This is a genomic window from Ancylobacter amanitiformis (assembly GCF_030814815.1).
Classification (GTDB): Bacteria; Pseudomonadota; Alphaproteobacteria; order Rhizobiales; family Xanthobacteraceae; genus Ancylobacter; species Ancylobacter amanitiformis.
Genome location: NZ_JAUSVR010000019.1, coordinates 34,242 through 49,159, shown reverse-complemented (window position 1 = coordinate 49,159; position 14,918 = coordinate 34,242). Strand labels below are relative to the sequence as shown.

The window sequence follows — 14,918 nt, the reverse complement described above, 5'->3', positions numbered from 1 at the left end:
GGCAGCCATGGCACTTCTCACCCGAGCCACAAGGTGGAAGCGGCGCCATGGACGAGAATGAGGACGCGAGCGTTTCGACCATCGCGCTTGACGGTCAAGGCCCGCTCTACAAGCAGATCGAACGCGCCGTGCGCTCGGAAATCATGAGCGGCCGCTGGCCGGCGGGGCATCGCATCCCCTCCGAGCACAGCCTGATGGAGACCCTCTCCACCACTCGCGCCACGGTGAGCAAGGCGCTCTCCAAGCTCACCGAGGCCGGCCTGCTGGAGCGCCGCCGCAAGCAGGGCACGCGGGTGGCCCTCACCACCGAGACCCATGCGGTCATCGGCTTCCTCGACATTCGCGAGGAAATCGAGGGGCGGGGCCGCACCTACAGCTACAAGGTGCTGCGCAAGCGCGAGCTGGTGGCCGGCAAGAGCACGCCCTTCTGGCCGGCGGTCGCCGCCGGCACGCCTCTGCTCATGCTGACGGCCGCCCATTGCGGCTTCGGCAAGCCGGAAGTGCTGGAGGAACGCTTCATCAACCTCGACGCGGCGCCGGATGCCATCGAGGCCGATTTCGAGGCCGACATGCCCAATACATGGCTGCTGGCGCGCCTGCCCTGCACCCGGCTGCGCCACACCATTCGCGCCGAGGCCGCCGGTGCCGCCGATGCCGAGCGGCTCGACGTGGTCGCCGGTTCCCCGCTCCTCGTCTCGCTGCGCCAGACATGGGCGGATGAATTGCCCGTCACTTGGGTACGCCTGATCTACCCCGCCGACCGCAACGAATTCGTCGGCGAATTCAACCCGTTGCAGCCATGAGCCCGATTCCCGCCATCAACCTTGCCAGCCTCGCCCGGCGCCATCGCGCGCGCGTTCTCGCGCTTGCGGGCGAGGAACGCCTCATGGTCGCGACCTCGCCGCCCAACGTGGTTTATTGCAGCGGCTATCGCAGCATGGGCTATGACACCGATCCGGCCCAGCGCATGGCCGCCGTGTTCACGAACGACGAGTGGATCCTGGTCGGGCCGACGGCGGACCTGTGGGCCGCGCAGGAGGCGAGCGGGCATCCGGTCGCGCAATACGGCCTGCGCTATTTCGCCTACCGGACCTTTTTCTTCGATGATGCCGAGGCGCGGGAGGCGACGGCCACGCGGGTCATCTCGTTCGCCACGTATGAGGAGGCGCTCGCCGCCGCCATCGCGGCGCTGGCCGGCGCGCGCCGGGCGCTGGCGATCGAAGGACCGCCACCCGCCACGCTTCCCGCCGACCTCGCCGTGCTGCCGCCGGAGAACACCGCCGCGCTGTTCCGCCGTGCGCGTATGATCAAGGATGCGGATGAAATCGCCCTGCTGCGCTACGCGACGCGGGAGACCGAGAATGCGCTGGCTGCAGCGCTGGCCCAGGCCCGCGCCGGCGTGAGCGAGCTGGACCTGGCGGCGGAGATTTCCGCATGGATGATCCGCGCCGGCATCCGGCCGGGCTTCATCGCCGTCACCTCGGGACCACGCGCGGCCTTCGCCGACGCGCATGCCGCCCCGCGCCGCCTCACGCCGGGCGATCTGCTGCGCATCGACATTGGCGGATCGTTGCAGGGCTACTGGTCGGACACAGCCCGCAGCGCGGTGGTCGGCGAACCCTCGGCGGAGATATGCGGGGTTGATACCGCCATCGTCGCGGGGCAGCGTGCCGCCCTCGCCCTTGTAGGGCCGGGGGTGAGAAGCGACGCGCTGTTCCATGCCACGGTCGAGGCGGTGCGCGCGGCCGGCCTGCCGCACTATCGCCGGCACCATGTCGGCCACGGGCTCGGGCTCGATTCTCACGAATACCCGACTCTCGGCCCGGCAGAGCCGGTGGCGCTCGAGCCGGGAATGGTCATCAATGTCGAGACACCCTATTACCGCCCCGGCTGGGGCGGCCTCATGTATGAGGACACGCTCGTCATCACCGAGGACGGCACGGATCGCCTGACGACGCTCGACGCCGGGCTGCTCATCCTGCCCGCATGAGCGAGTTGTGGCTGCGCGCGAGGATGGCGAAGGTCGCCTCCACGAAGCGGTCCACCTCCTCCACCGTGTTGGGCAGGCCCGGCGAGAGATGGATGCCCCGCATGGCGGGATCCTCGTCCATGGCGAAGGCGCGCACGTTGATGGCAAATTCCTCGCGCAGCGTGCGGGCGAAGTCCTCGCCGTCCAGCCCATCGATGACGAAGCCGCCAAAGCCGGTGCCGGGATCGGCGGCGATGTCGGTCAGCAGGCGGATGCGCTCGTGCTCGCCCAGGCGCCCCGCCCACCGGTCGCGCAGATAGCGCAGGCGGGCGGATTTTTCCGCCTGGCCGATGCCGCGATTGAACGCGATGGCCTCGGGGATCGAGGCGGGCAGCGCCTTGAACACCGTGCCGACCTCCTCGAATTTCTCGATCGAATCGACCGGCTTGCCGGACCAGCTGGCGAAAAGCGGCCAGACATCGGCGATCTTCTCGCGCCGCACATGCAGGAAGCCGGTACCGCGCGGCCCGTACATCCATTTGTGCAGGCAGGTGGCATAGGCATCGCAGCCCAGTTCATCGAGCCGGAACACGATATGCCCGGCCGAGTGGGCGCCATCCACCACGGTGAAGGCGCCGTGCGCGGCGGCCAGAGCCGCGATCTGGCGCACCGGCATCACCAGCCCGGTATTGGCGACGACATGGGGAAAGCTGATCAGCCGCGTGCGCCCGGTAATGGCCGCGGCGAAGGCGGCGACGATCTCCGCGTCGGTGGCGATGCCGAAGGGCAGCTCGACGAAGCGCAGCACGATGCCCTCGCGCAAGGCGCGCTGGCGGATGATGGCGAGGTTCGAATCATAACAGAACCGGGTGGCCAGCACCTCGTCGCCCGGCTTCAGGGCAACCCCGTTCAGCACGGTGACGATGCCCTCCATCGCGTTGCGGGTCAGCGCCACCTCATCGGCATCCGCGCCGAAATAATCGCCGAGCAGTTGCCGGATGGCGAGCGAGGAGCCGCTTTCCTTCAAGTCGCGCATCGGCTCATACTCGTCGAGCTCATAGGACAGCGAGAGATCGACCAGTTCGCGCACCCGGTCGCGCACCACGCGGGGGGCGGCGCCGCGCCGGGTGTTGACCAGCTGGGTGTTGACATACATCGGCTCCATGGTCGCGCGGATGGCGAGCCAGTAGGCCTCGTCGTCGGGAGCGGTCTTCAGATGGGGCGGGCGCTGGGGCGTGGTCTGTGTTGTCACGGGGGCGTCCTTCTTGAAGGCCGTACGCGGGATGCGGCGAGCGTGTCGCTCAGGCCGGCATCGGCAGGCGGTGCGGTTCGGGATGGCTGTGGGCGTAGAGATCGCCGGCGATCACGCAGCTCGCGTGATGGCGCGGCGCGAGAGCGAGGCGCGGCGGCGGGCCGCTCGCGCAGACCTCCATCGCGCGCGGGCAGCGGGTGCGGAAACGGCAGCCGGAGGGCGGATTGGTCGGGCTGGGAATGTCGCCGAAGATCGGCGGCGGTTCGCGATGCGCCTCGACGCGCGGATCGGCGCTCGGGATCGAGCCGAGCAGCGCCTGCGTATAAGGATGGCTCGGCCGGGCGTAGAGTTCGGCCGAGGACGCATCCTCCACGATCTTGCCGAGATACATCACATAGGTGCGGCTGGTGGCCTGCCGCACCAGCGCGAGATCATGAGCGATGAACAGGCAGGCGACGCCGAGATCCTTGTGCAGCGTGAGGAACAGGTTCATCACCTGCGCGCGGATCGACAGGTCGAGCGCGCTCACCGGCTCGTCGCAGATCAGCACGCGCGGCTCCACCGCCAGCGAGCGGGCGATGGCGACGCGCTGGCGCTGCCCGCCCGAGAGTTCGCGCGGGTAGCGCTCGGCCAGCGCGTCCGGCAGTCCGACCTGATCCAGCAGCGTATGGACCCGCCGCCGCTGGGCCTCACGGTCCGTCATGCCGATGATGATCAGCGCCTCCGTCAGCGTCTCGCCGATGGTCTGGCGATCGTTGAGCGAGGCATAGGGGTCCTGGAACACGTACTGGATCGCCCGCCGCGTCTCGCGCAATGCACGGCCGCGCAGGCTGGAGAGGTCGACGCCATCCAGCAGGATGCGACCCGATTGCGGGCGTTCCAGCCCGACAATGGAACGGCCCAGCGTCGACTTTCCGCAGCCGGATTCGCCGACCAGCCCGACCATCTCGCCGGGGGCGAGGCGGATCGAGACGTCATCGACCGCCGTGACCCATTTGCCGCGCTCGACGCTCTTGAAGCGGGTGACGAGGTTCTCGACCCGCAGCAGGTCTTCGGCCTCATGCATGGGCCTGCTCCTTGGACGGACGCGCGTTGACGACGTGGCAGGCGACGGCGGCGCCCGGTCCCGGGCCCCCGCTGCCCCGCAGCGGCGGATATTGCCGCGCGCAGATATCGATCACCTGCGGGCAGCGCGGCGCGAAGGCGCAGCCGGGCAGCGGCGCGCCGAGCACCGGTGGCGTGCCGGGAAGCCCGCGGAAGGGCGAGCCGGGCGCGTCATCCACGCTCGGCAGGGCGGCGATCAGGCCGCGCGTATAGGGATGGCGGGGGGTCAGCAGAACCTGCTCGACCGGGCCATACTCGGCGAGCCGGCCGGCATACATGACCGCCACGCGCGCGGCGATGCTGGCCACCACGCCCATGTCGTGGGTGATGAGCACGATCGCGGTATTGAGCCGGCGCTGCAGGTCTTTCAGCAGGCCGATGATCTGCGCCTGCACGGTCACGTCCAGCGCGGTGGTCGGCTCGTCCGCGATCAGCAGCCTGGGCTCGGCGGCGATGGCGATGGCGATCATCGCGCGCTGCCGCAGGCCGCCCGACAATTCATGCGGGTATTGCCGCAGCCGCGCCTGCGGGTCGGACATGCGCACCAGCTTGAGCAGGTCGAGCGCGCGGGCCTCGGCCTGCGCATGCGTCATGCCGAGATGAAGCTCCGCCACTTCGGCGATCTGCCGGCCGATGCGCAGCGCCGGGTTGAGCGCGCTCATCGGATCCTGAAAGATGGTGCCGATCTTTCCGCCACGGATCCGGCGCAGGGCCGGCTCGGGCAGGCCCACGAGCTGCTGGCCGTCGAACAGGACCGAGCCGGAGAGATCGGTGACGACGCCGGTCGGCATGAGGCCGAGCGGCGCGAAATTCAGCACCGTCTTGCCCGAGCCGCTTTCGCCGACAATGGCGAGGGTTTCACCGGGAGCCACCGAGTAGCTCACCCCGTCCACCGGCCGCAGCGCGGCGCGGGCGGTGTAGAGGTCGACGGAGAAATGGCTTACCTGGAGCAGGTCGGACGAGGTCTCGGGAGCCATCATGGCGCGGCCTTTCTCCAGTCGGCCGCCATCGCCCGGCGCTTGAGCAGGATGCGGCGGGGCAGCGGCGTCGGCACGCGGTTCAGCGCGATGGATTCGCCGAGCAGGTTGAAGCCGATCACCACCAGCGTCAGCACGAGGCCCGGCAGGATCACCTGCCATGGCGCGCTTTCCAGATAAGGCAGCGCGTCCACCAGCATCTGCCCCCATTCCGGGGTGGGCGGCTGGATGCCGAGGCCGAGGAAGCTCAGCGTCGCGATGGAGAGCGCCACCGCGCCGGCATCGGCCGTCGCATAGACCAGCACCGCGCCGATGGTGGAGGGCAGGAGGTGGTGGAAGTAGATGCGGCCGGGGCTGGCGCCGAGCACGCGCAGTGATTCGATATGCGGGCGGTTCATCACCCCCACCGCCACCGCCCGGCTGATGCGGGCGCTGCCCGGCCACCAGGCCAGCGCCAGAGCGAGGATCATGTTCCAGTAGCCGGTACCGAAAATGCCGATCACGGCCAGCGCGACGATCAGGCTGGGCATGGCCAGCCCGACATCGACAATGCGCATCAGCACTTCCTCGACCCAGCCGCGGCGATAGCCGGCAACCGTGCCGATGGTGATGCCGACCGACAGGGCGATGAGCAGCACGAGGCTCATGCCCACCAGCGAGGTCCGGGCCGAGACGATGAGCCGGGAGAGCGTGTCGCGCCCGAGATGATCGGTGCCCAGCCAGTGCTGCCAGGAGGGATCGGCATGGGTGGCCAGCAGGTCCTGCGCGTTCGGGTCATAGGGCGCGAGCCAGGGGGCGAGCACGCCGAGCAGCACGAACAGGCCGACCGCGAGGAAGGCGAGGCGCGGCAGCTGGGCCAGCGCCTGGAAAAGGTCCCGGAGCCGTCTCATGCGTTCGCTCCCTGCCGGCGCAGTTTCGGATCGGTGAACATCATGCCGATGTCGACCATGAGGTTGAGCAGGATGAACGAGGTGAGGAAGACCAGCAGGCAGGCCTGCACCACCATGAAGTCGCGGAACAGCACGCCCTGCAGGAACAGGTCGGCGACGCCCTTCAGGGCGAAGAGCGGTTCCACCACCACCGCGCCCACCACCATGGCGCCGCCCTGCGCGCCGAGCGCGTTGATATAGGTCGGCGCGATATTGGGGAGCGCATGGCGGAACAGGATGGCGCGGCGCGACAGCCCCTTGGCCGAGGCGGTGAGCGCGAAGGGCCGCGCCATCGCCTCTTCCAGCCCCACCCGCACCACGCGGCTGAGCACGGCGGCGGGGAGAAGGCCGATGGTCATCCACGGCAGCACCCAGCTCGACAGCCCGGCCGTGCCGAAGGTGGGAAACAGGCCCAGTTCCACCGCCAGCCCGTAGATCAGCAGCGCGCCCACGAAGAAGGACGGCATCGAGGCGCCGAGCAGCGCGATGACGCGGCTCACCGCATCCCCGAGCCGCCCTGGCCAGAGCGCCCCGAGGAAGCCGAGCGCGAAGCTCAGCAGCATGGCGAACGCCGCCCCGCCCACGACCAGCGTGAGCGTGATGGGCAGCCGGCTGGCCAGCGCCGGCCCGATCGCGTCGCCCGTCTTGTAGGACACGCCCAGATTGCCGTGCAGCGCGCCGTTCAGCCAGCTTGCGTAGCGCAGGACCAGCGGCTGGTTGAGGCCGAGTTCCTCCTCCACCAGGCGGATCTGCTCGAAGCTTGCCTTCGGCGTGCGCAGCTCGGCGATGAGCACCGCCACATTGCCCGGCGCGGAGACCACCAGCGCAAAGCACAGCATCGTGGCGAGGACGAGCAGCACCACCGCGTTGCGCAGGCGGATCGCGATCAGCGTCGACATGACCAACCTCAGGATTCGAGGCGGATGCCGCGATAGGGCAGGTCGTACTCGGTGGCCGGAACCGTGAAACCCTTCACCCGCTTGGTGTGCGCCCAGATGGCGGGGCTGTAGAACAGCGGCAGCATCGAGACATCCGCATGCATCTGGTCGTAGATCGCCTGCACCGCGGCATCGACCTTGTCCTGCGGCGCCGAGGTGGCGGCGAGCACCAGCGGATCGAGCTTGGCCGGATCAATCACCAGCTTGCCGTCCACGCCATTGTCATAGGTGGAGAGCAAGAGGCCGACAATGGTGCCGAACGGCTCATAGGGCGCGCCGAAAGTGGTGAACAGCGCCATGTCGAACGTGCGCGCGGGAATGTCGGAATGGCGCGAGGCGTGATCGACCGAGCGGATGGTGAGCCCGATGCCGATCTCGCCAAGCTGGGCCTGGAGGATTTCCGCCAGCGAACGCGAGCCGGCGATCTGCTCCTCGCTGACCACGATTTCCAGCTTGAGCGGCTTGCCGTCCTTCTCGCGGATCGGCGCGCCCTTCCAGCCCGCGTCCTCCAACAGCTTCTTCGCCGCGACGGGATCGCGCGCCGGCACCGGGAAGCGCTTGCCGGCGAGCGGCACGCTGGCGGGGAACAGGTTGCCGGCCGGCTCGGCGAGGCCCTGATAGAGTACCTGGCCGATCGCCTTGCGATCGAAGCCGATATTGATGGCCTGGCGCACGGCGAGGTCCTTGAGCGCGCTGTTGCGATCCGGGTTCAAGCCGATGACCACGGTCGTGGTGCCAAGCTCGACCGAGACCGGGATGCCGGCCTTCTCCAGCGTCTTGGCCTCCGTCGCCTTGATCGGGGCGAGAAAATCGCCGCCGGTCAGGTCGATCTCGCCGGCCCGCAGCGCCGCCATGCGGCTGCGCGATTCGGGCAGGACCTTCACCTCGATGCGCTTGAAGTCGGGCTTGTCGCCCCAATAACCGTCGAAGCGGGTGAAGGTGCTGCCATTATTGTCGGCGCTCGCCTCGATCCACGCCCCGGTGCCGACCGGCTTGGCATAGGCGCCATCCGCCCCGACCGATTTCGGGCTGAGGAAGCGCACCGGGCGGACATAGGCGAATTCATTGAGCAGGCCGAGCACCGGCTCCTTGAAATGGATCTCGACGGTGTGGCCGTCGACCACCTTGTAATTGGCGAACAGCCGCGAGGCGTTCATCCAGCTGTTGGATTCCTTGCCGATCCAGCGGTCGAGATTCCAGGCCATCGCCGCCCCATCCCATGGCGTGCCGTCCTGGAAAGTGACGCCCTTGCGCAGATGGACGCGGAACAGCTTGCCGTCATCCTCGACCTGCCAGTCGGTCGCGAGCGCCGGCTCCATCTTGCCGCCATGGCCGTAGCGGATCAGCGGCTCGAAGATGAGATCCTGGATGGCCCACAGGCCCTTGTACTTGTGCGGATCGAGATCGCCGGCCGGCTTGCCCGCCGCGACGCGCAACGTATCGCCGCCGCCCTGCTGGGCCAGCGCAGCGAGGGGCGAGAGCCCCGCGAACATGGCCGGAAGTCCGGCCATTCCCTTGAGAATGGTACGCCGGGTGGTCTTCATCGATGTTCCCCTTGTCTGGCTGTCGAAAGTCTGGCGGCCGGAAGGTGCGGCTCTTTTGACTAGACAATAAAAAGCTAGCCGCAATTTATTGTCTAGGCAATACGCTTGAGCGGGCCATCCGGCGAAATTTCCCGCCCGCCTGCCCGCCTGTCCGCCTGCCCCCCCGGCACTTGGGCTTCGGGCGCCTGCGTGGGCACCTTTCCTGCTGCACGCGAGGCGCAAGCACGGGCACGGGCACGGACGCCCCGCCGGGGTTGGCCAAGGCCCGCGGGCAATGAGCCGGCGCGCGCGACGGCCCGGCGCGGCGATGCTGTCGGTGCCGGTGGCGGCCACCGGCTCCCCCCTCCGGGGCTTGCGCCGGACCGCGTGCAGAGCGGCGGCAATTTCTGGGGCCGTGGAACAGGGGGGACGATGAAGGCGACCCGGATCGGTTCGGCCAAACGAGAAGCCCGGGCGCAGGCCGACGTGTCGCGGTGCGGCCCCGCCACAGATCGTCCGGCGCCCCCCCCCTTTGGAAGGGATGTGCGCTTGAGGCGGCCGAACAGCTCGCTCACCGCACGTGCCGTCCGCCGCATGCAAAGTCGGATAATTGCATTATCGGATGTTGCTCATCTATATGGAGGCATGATCGAATCGGCCCCCGAGAGCCTCGAAAATCACGCCCGCGAGCCCGCGGCACCCGCCCCTGCCGCCGGGCAGCCTGTCGCCACGCCCCAGGCAGAGACAAAAGCCGCGCTGCCCGCGCATCTCGAGCGCCTGGTGGACCGCGCGCGCGATTACGTCGACGCGGCAAGCTCGGCGAACACGCGGCGCGCCTATGCGTCCGACTGGGCGCATTTCTCCGGCTGGTGCCGACGGCAGGGGCTGGAATTGCTGCCCCCCTCTCCCCAGCTGGTTGGGCTCTACATCACGGCCTGCGCGTCCGGCGCGGCGATCCCCGGAGGACGGCCGAACGCGGTCGCCACCATCGAGCGGCGGCTATCGGCCATCGCCTGGAACTATACCCAGCGCGGCACGCCGCTCGACCGCCGCGACCGGCATATCGCCACCGTGCTCGCCGGCATCCGCAACACCCATGCTGCCCCGCCGCGCCAGAAAGAGGCCGTGCTGCCCGAAGACCTCATTGCCATGCTGGAGACGCTGGACCGCGGCACCCTGCGCGGTCTGCGCGATCGGGCGATGCTGCTCATCGGCTTCGCCGGCGGCCTGCGCCGCTCGGAAATCGTCGGGCTTGATGTCGGCCGCGACCAGACACGGGACGGGCGCGGCTGGATCGAGATGCTGGACAAGGGGCTTCTGGTCACGCTGCGCGGCAAGACCGGCTGGCGCGAGGTGGAGATCGGGCGCGGCTCGGCAGACGCCACCTGTCCGGTGGTGGCGTTGCAGACCTGGCTGAAGCTCGCCCGCATCGGCCATGGCCCGCTGTTCCGGCGCGTGACCGGACAGGGCAAGGATGTGGGTGCGGAACGGCTGAACGACCGCGAGGTGGCGCGCCTCGTCAAGCGCACGGCACTGGCTGCCGGCGTACGCGGCGATCTCGGCGAGGGCGAGCGCGAAATGAAATTCGCCGGGCATTCGCTGCGCGCGGGCCTCGCCTCCTCCGCCGAGGTGGATGAGCGCCACGTGCAGAAGCAACTCGGCCACGCCTCCGCCGAGATGACGCGCCGCTACCAGCGCCGGCGCGACCGCTTCCGGGTCAACCTCACCAAGGCGGCGGGGCTCTAAAGCCGGATCCGATGAGGTTGAACCAACCGGATCGGTCCATCCGCCTCTAATCCATGTCCTAGCGCACGCGTGACCCGATCGGATTGCGCGGCGATCCGATCGGCGCGTGGTGCAGGCACGATCCCGCCGCGTCGCGTCTGGCTTGATCGCCGAGCCCTGAGGGCCTCGGATCTCATGCACCAATGCCACTCCTTCGCCGCCGGGAATCGCGCGTGCACCGCCGCGCCACAGGGCGTCTGATCGACACCGAACCGCCCCCGCGGGTCGAAGCAGCGGCGGTGGGCCGCGGCTCGGCGCGACATGCATCCTGCGAATCGGAAAGTTCCGTGCGTTTCACATTGGAATGGCACAAAACGACGGACACCCGACATTGTTGTTCCGGAGGCGCCGGCATAGCCTCGCAGCTGAAATACGCCGGGAATGACTACCCGAATACTTCAACCCGACAGGCCAGGACGACATAGGTCCGCCGCTTTACACGCGCGCGGCGACTGTAGTTGAGGAGGCACCATGACCGATCTCACCATTAACGGCGCGCCTCACAGCGTGGATGTTCCGGCCGAGACGCCGCTCCTGTGGGTGCTGCGCGACGTGCTGGGAATGACCGGCACCAAGTTCGGCTGCGGCATCGCCCAGTGCGGGGCCTGCACGGTGCATCTCGAGGGCGTCGCCGTGCGCTCCTGCCAGCTCGCCGTGGGCGATGTCGGCACGCAGGCGATCACCACCATCGAGGGTATCGGCGCGACGCCCGAGGGCACGAAGATCCAGAAAGCCTGGCTCGATCTCGAAGTCATCCAGTGCGGCTATTGCCAGCCCGGCCAGATCATGTCGGCGGCGGCCCTGCTCGCCGCCAATCCCGCGCCGGACGATGCCGACATTGACGCGGCAATGGCCGGCAACCTGTGCCGCTGCGGCACCTATGTGCGCATTCGCGAGGGGATCAAGCATGCGGCACGATCCTGAAAACACACGCCTCGGCCGTCCAGTGCTGACGCGTCGCTCGCTGCTGCGCGGGGGAGCCGCCTTCGTCGGCGGGCTGGTCATCGGCATCGAACTGCCGATGCGCGTCGCCCGGGCCGACGAACCCGCCCCGGCCGGCGCGCCGCTCAACGCCTTCGTGCATGTGCCGGCGGAGGGGCCGGTGCGCCTCATCATGCCGGCCGTGGAGATGGGACAGGGGGTCTATACCTCGCAGGCCATGTGCCTTGCCGAGGAACTCGACATCACGCTCGACCAGATCGTCGCGGTCCATGCGCCGGCCGATCAGGCCAAGTACGGCAACCCGCTCTTCGTCGTGCAGGCCACCGGCGGCTCCACCACCACCATGGCGTGGACCGAGCCGCTGCGAAAGGCCGGCGCCACCGCGCGCGCCCTGCTGGTGGCGGCGGCCGCGGCCGAAGGGGGTGTCGACCCGGCCGGCCTCGTCACCGACAAGGGAATCGTCACCGATCCCGCCAGCGGGCGGACATGGACCTACGGTGCCCTCGCCGACCGGGCCGCCGTGCTGCCGCCCCCGGCGGAAGTGACGCTCAAGTCGCCGGACCAGTTTCGCCTCATCGGCACGCCCGCGCACCGCATCGACACGCCGGACAAGGCAACCGGCAAGACGGTGTACGGTATCGACGTCATCCGCCCCGGCATGGCATTCGCCGCGCTGATGGCATCGCCGGTCATCGGCGGCACGGTCGCCCATGTCGACGAGGCCCCGGCGCTGGTCCAGCCGGGCGTGCGGCAGGTGGTGGTGCTGGACGATCTCGTGGCGGTGGTCGCCGACAACACATGGGCCGCCCAGCAGGGCCTCGCCGCGCTCAAGGTCGACTGGTCGCCCGGGCCGAACGCCACGCTGACCCAGGCGCAGCTCTGGGCCGATATCGAGACGGCATCGAAAGGCCCCGGCGTCGCCGCCCAGAAGCAGGGCGACGCGCTGGCGAAGCTCGGCGAGGGCACGCTGTTCGAGGCGACCTATGAACTGCCCTTCCTCGCGCACACGCCGATGGAGCCGATGAACTGCACCGTGCATGTGCAGGACGGCGCCTGCGAGGTGTGGGTGGGCACGCAGGTGCCCGGCTTCTCCCAGATGGGCGCCGCCAAGGTGCTCGGCATCGATCCCTCGAAGGTGACGATCAACAACCACATTATCGGCGGCGGCTTCGGCCGGCGGCTGGAAGCCGACTATGTCGTCACCGCCACCCGCATCGCCGCCAAGGTGGACGGGCCGGTCAAGGTGATCTGGTCGCGCGAGGAAGACATCAAGCAGGACATCTTCCGCCCGCTCTATCACGACCGGCTGAAGGCGCGGGTGGAGAACGGGCGCATCACCGCCTGGCACCACCGTGTCACCGGCGCCTCGATCCTGGCGCGCTGGCTGCCGCCGGCCTTCAAGGACGGCATTGACGGCGATGCGGTGGACGGCGCCATCGATCCGCCCTACGCCGTCGGCGACATTCTGGTGGAATATATCCGCCACGAGAGCGTGGTGCCGGTCGGCTTCTGGCGCGGCGTCGGGCCCAATAGCAGCGTCTTCTCGATCGAGAGCTTCCTCGATCGGATCGCCCGGAATACCTCGGTCGATCCCGTCGCCTTCCGGCGCGGCCTCCTGGCGGACAACCCGCGCGCGCTCGGGGTGCTGAATGCCGCGACGGCGAAAGCCGGCTGGGGCACGCCGGCACCCGCCTCCCGCTTCGGCGCCCGCACCGGCCGGGGCGTCGCGCTGATGCATGCCTTCGGCAGCTATCTCGCCTGCATCGCCGATATCGCGGTGAGCGATCAAGGCGACGTGCGCGTGACCCGTATCGTGGTCGCCGCCGATGTCGGGCGCGTCATCAATCCGGACACGGTGGTGGCGCAGATCCAGGGCGGCGTCACCTTCGGCATCACCACCGTGCTGCACGACAAGGTCACGATCGCCGACGGGCGGGTCGAGCAGAGCAATTTCCACGACTACCGGCTGATCCGCATCGACGAGATGCCCGCCATCGAGGTCGAACTGGTCGCCAGCACCGAAAAACCCGGCGGCATCGGCGAGCCCGGCACGGTGATCGTGCAGCCGGCGGTCGCCAACGCGATCTTCGCGGCCACCGGCGTGCAGCTGACCCGCATGCCGGTCGACGCGGCGCTCCTGGCAAAGGCGGTCTGACCATGCGGAAAAGAACCGTCCTCCTCTCCCTCGCCGGCATCCTCGTGGTTGTCGGTGTCGCCGCGCTCGGCGTCATCGGCTGGATGGTGTTCCAGCCCGGCCCCTACGGCTTCGCCACGGGCACGCCAGTGGCGCTGGCCGAGGATGCGCGCCCCTCGCCGACCGGCGTGCCGGCCGAGCTGGCCGGCGCCGATCAGCCCACCCGCGCCGCCTACATCACCCGCATGGCCGATTGCGAGGCCTGCCACACCGCCAAGGGCGGCCAGCCCTTCGCCGGCGGGCGACCCTTCGTGCTGCCCTTCGGCACCATCTACACGCCGAACATCACGCCCGATCCCGAGACCGGCATCGGGAAGTGGACGGACGCCCAGTTCCTCGACGCCGTGCATCGCGGCATCGCGCCGGATGGCTCGCGCTATTATCCGGCCTTCCCCTATCCGTCCTACACCATGCTGACCGACGCGGATGCGCTGGCGATCAAGGCCTATCTGTTCGCGCTCGCGCCGGTGAAGCAGCCGAACCGGCCGAACAGCTTCGCCTTTCCCTTCAACCAGCGCTGGCTGATGGCGATCTGGGCGACGCTGTTCAATTCGGACACCCGCTTCGAGCCGGTGCCCGAACAGTCGCCGGAATGGAACCGCGGCGCCTATCTCGTGGAGGCGGCCGGCCATTGCGGCGAGTGCCACACCCCGCGCAACCTGATGCAGGCGATGGACCAGCGGCGCAAATTCGCCGGAGGCGTCGCCGAGGGCTGGAACGCCTACAACATCTCCAGCGACGGGGTGAGCGGGATCGGTGACTGGTCGGTGGAGCAGCTCACCGCCTATCTCGCCGCCGGCCATGCGACGGGCCGGGGCGTCGCCTCCGGGCCGATGGGCGAGGCCGTCGCGCTCAGCCTGTCGCAGCTGGTGCCCTCGGATATCCAGGCGATCGTCACCTATCTGAAGAGCGTGCCCCCGGTTGCCAGCAACCTGCCCCGGCTCGCCGGCCCGGCCCCCGCCACGCCGCAGGTCGCGGGCCTCGACAATCCGCTGGGCCAGCGCATGTTCGAGGGCAATTGCGCCAGCTGCCATGCCTGGAGCGGTGCCGGCGCGGTGCGCGAGCAGGCCGGGCTCACCGGCGTGCGCGCCGTCAACGACCCGAGCGGCGCCAATGTCGCGCTGATGGTCCTCAACGGTTCCGGCCCGCTGGCCGCCACACATCCCTATATGCCCGGCTTCGGCCGCGCCTATTCGGATGCGGAGGTGGCCGCCGTCGCCAACTACGTCACCGCGCGTTTCGGAAGCGAAGCCTCGACGCTGACAGCGGCGGATATCGCCCGCTTCCGGCACCTGGAGTGAGGCA

General features: G+C 69.1%; 12 protein-coding genes. 6 read left to right on the top strand and 6 right to left on the bottom strand.

Annotated features, from left to right (window positions below):
• Nucleotides 1-47 precede the first annotated feature (47 nt).
• Both hutC and QOZ99_RS19345 read left to right on the top strand, forming a co-directional pair.
• Nucleotides 48-803 carry a histidine utilization transcriptional repressor HutC gene (gene hutC / locus QOZ99_RS19350; RefSeq protein ID WP_306891632.1) on the top strand — a complete coding sequence of 252 codons (756 nt, stop codon included), beginning with the start codon at nucleotides 48-50 and terminating at the stop codon, nucleotides 801-803.
• The gene (locus QOZ99_RS19345) at nucleotides 800-1,990 is read left to right on the top strand and encodes a M24 family metallopeptidase (RefSeq protein ID WP_306891631.1); all 1,191 of its coding nucleotides are present in this window, start codon (nucleotides 800-802) and stop codon (nucleotides 1,988-1,990) included. Before hutC ends, QOZ99_RS19345 begins: the two co-directional genes overlap by 4 nt.
• Here QOZ99_RS19345 and QOZ99_RS19340 read toward each other — a convergent pair.
• The 6 genes from QOZ99_RS19340 to QOZ99_RS19315 are packed head-to-tail and all read right to left on the bottom strand — an operon-like array spanning nucleotide 1,974 to nucleotide 8,713.
• Nucleotides 1,974-3,221: an aminotransferase class V-fold PLP-dependent enzyme gene (locus QOZ99_RS19340; RefSeq protein ID WP_306891630.1), complete on the bottom strand. Its 1,248-nt coding sequence runs from the start codon at nucleotides 3,219-3,221 to the stop codon at nucleotides 1,974-1,976. The genes QOZ99_RS19345 and QOZ99_RS19340 overlap by 17 nt on opposite strands.
• Nucleotides 3,222-3,270: 49 nt before the next feature.
• Nucleotides 3,271-4,287, bottom strand: a complete 1,017-nt coding sequence (locus QOZ99_RS19335; RefSeq protein ID WP_306891629.1) for an ABC transporter ATP-binding protein — start codon at nucleotides 4,285-4,287, stop codon at nucleotides 3,271-3,273.
• Entirely contained in the window at nucleotides 4,280-5,302 is a 1,023-nt protein-coding gene (locus QOZ99_RS19330; protein WP_370876896.1) for an ABC transporter ATP-binding protein, read from the bottom strand. The genes QOZ99_RS19335 and QOZ99_RS19330 overlap by 8 nt, the downstream gene beginning before the upstream one ends.
• On the bottom strand, nucleotides 5,302-6,192 hold the full coding sequence (locus QOZ99_RS19325) for an ABC transporter permease (RefSeq protein ID WP_306891627.1): 891 nt from the start codon (nucleotides 6,190-6,192) through the stop codon (nucleotides 5,302-5,304). Before QOZ99_RS19325 ends, QOZ99_RS19330 begins: the two co-directional genes overlap by 1 nt.
• Nucleotides 6,189-7,130: an ABC transporter permease gene (locus tag QOZ99_RS19320; protein WP_306891626.1), complete on the bottom strand. Its 942-nt coding sequence runs from the start codon at nucleotides 7,128-7,130 to the stop codon at nucleotides 6,189-6,191. Before QOZ99_RS19320 ends, QOZ99_RS19325 begins: the two co-directional genes overlap by 4 nt.
• Nucleotides 7,131-7,138: 8 nt before the next feature.
• Entirely contained in the window at nucleotides 7,139-8,713 is a 1,575-nt protein-coding gene (locus tag QOZ99_RS19315) for an ABC transporter substrate-binding protein (RefSeq protein WP_306891625.1), read from the bottom strand.
• 624 nt (nucleotides 8,714-9,337) lie between these two features.
• Here QOZ99_RS19315 and QOZ99_RS19310 point away from each other — a divergent pair.
• The 4 genes from QOZ99_RS19310 (at nucleotide 9,338) to QOZ99_RS19295 (ending at nucleotide 14,914) form a co-directional block, all read left to right on the top strand.
• Nucleotides 9,338-10,438, top strand: a complete 1,101-nt coding sequence (locus QOZ99_RS19310) for a site-specific integrase (RefSeq protein WP_306891624.1) — start codon at nucleotides 9,338-9,340, stop codon at nucleotides 10,436-10,438.
• A gap of 510 nt (nucleotides 10,439-10,948) precedes the next feature.
• Nucleotides 10,949-11,401: a (2Fe-2S)-binding protein gene (locus QOZ99_RS19305; RefSeq protein WP_306891623.1), complete on the top strand. Its 453-nt coding sequence runs from the start codon at nucleotides 10,949-10,951 to the stop codon at nucleotides 11,399-11,401.
• The gene (locus tag QOZ99_RS19300) at nucleotides 11,385-13,574 is read left to right on the top strand and encodes a xanthine dehydrogenase family protein molybdopterin-binding subunit (RefSeq protein WP_306891622.1); all 2,190 of its coding nucleotides are present in this window, start codon (nucleotides 11,385-11,387) and stop codon (nucleotides 13,572-13,574) included. The genes QOZ99_RS19305 and QOZ99_RS19300 overlap by 17 nt, the downstream gene beginning before the upstream one ends.
• Nucleotides 13,575-13,576: 2 nt before the next feature.
• Nucleotides 13,577-14,914 carry a cytochrome c gene (locus QOZ99_RS19295; RefSeq protein ID WP_306891621.1) on the top strand — a complete coding sequence of 446 codons (1,338 nt, stop codon included), beginning with the start codon at nucleotides 13,577-13,579 and terminating at the stop codon, nucleotides 14,912-14,914.
• Nucleotides 14,915-14,918: the final 4 nt, after the last annotated feature.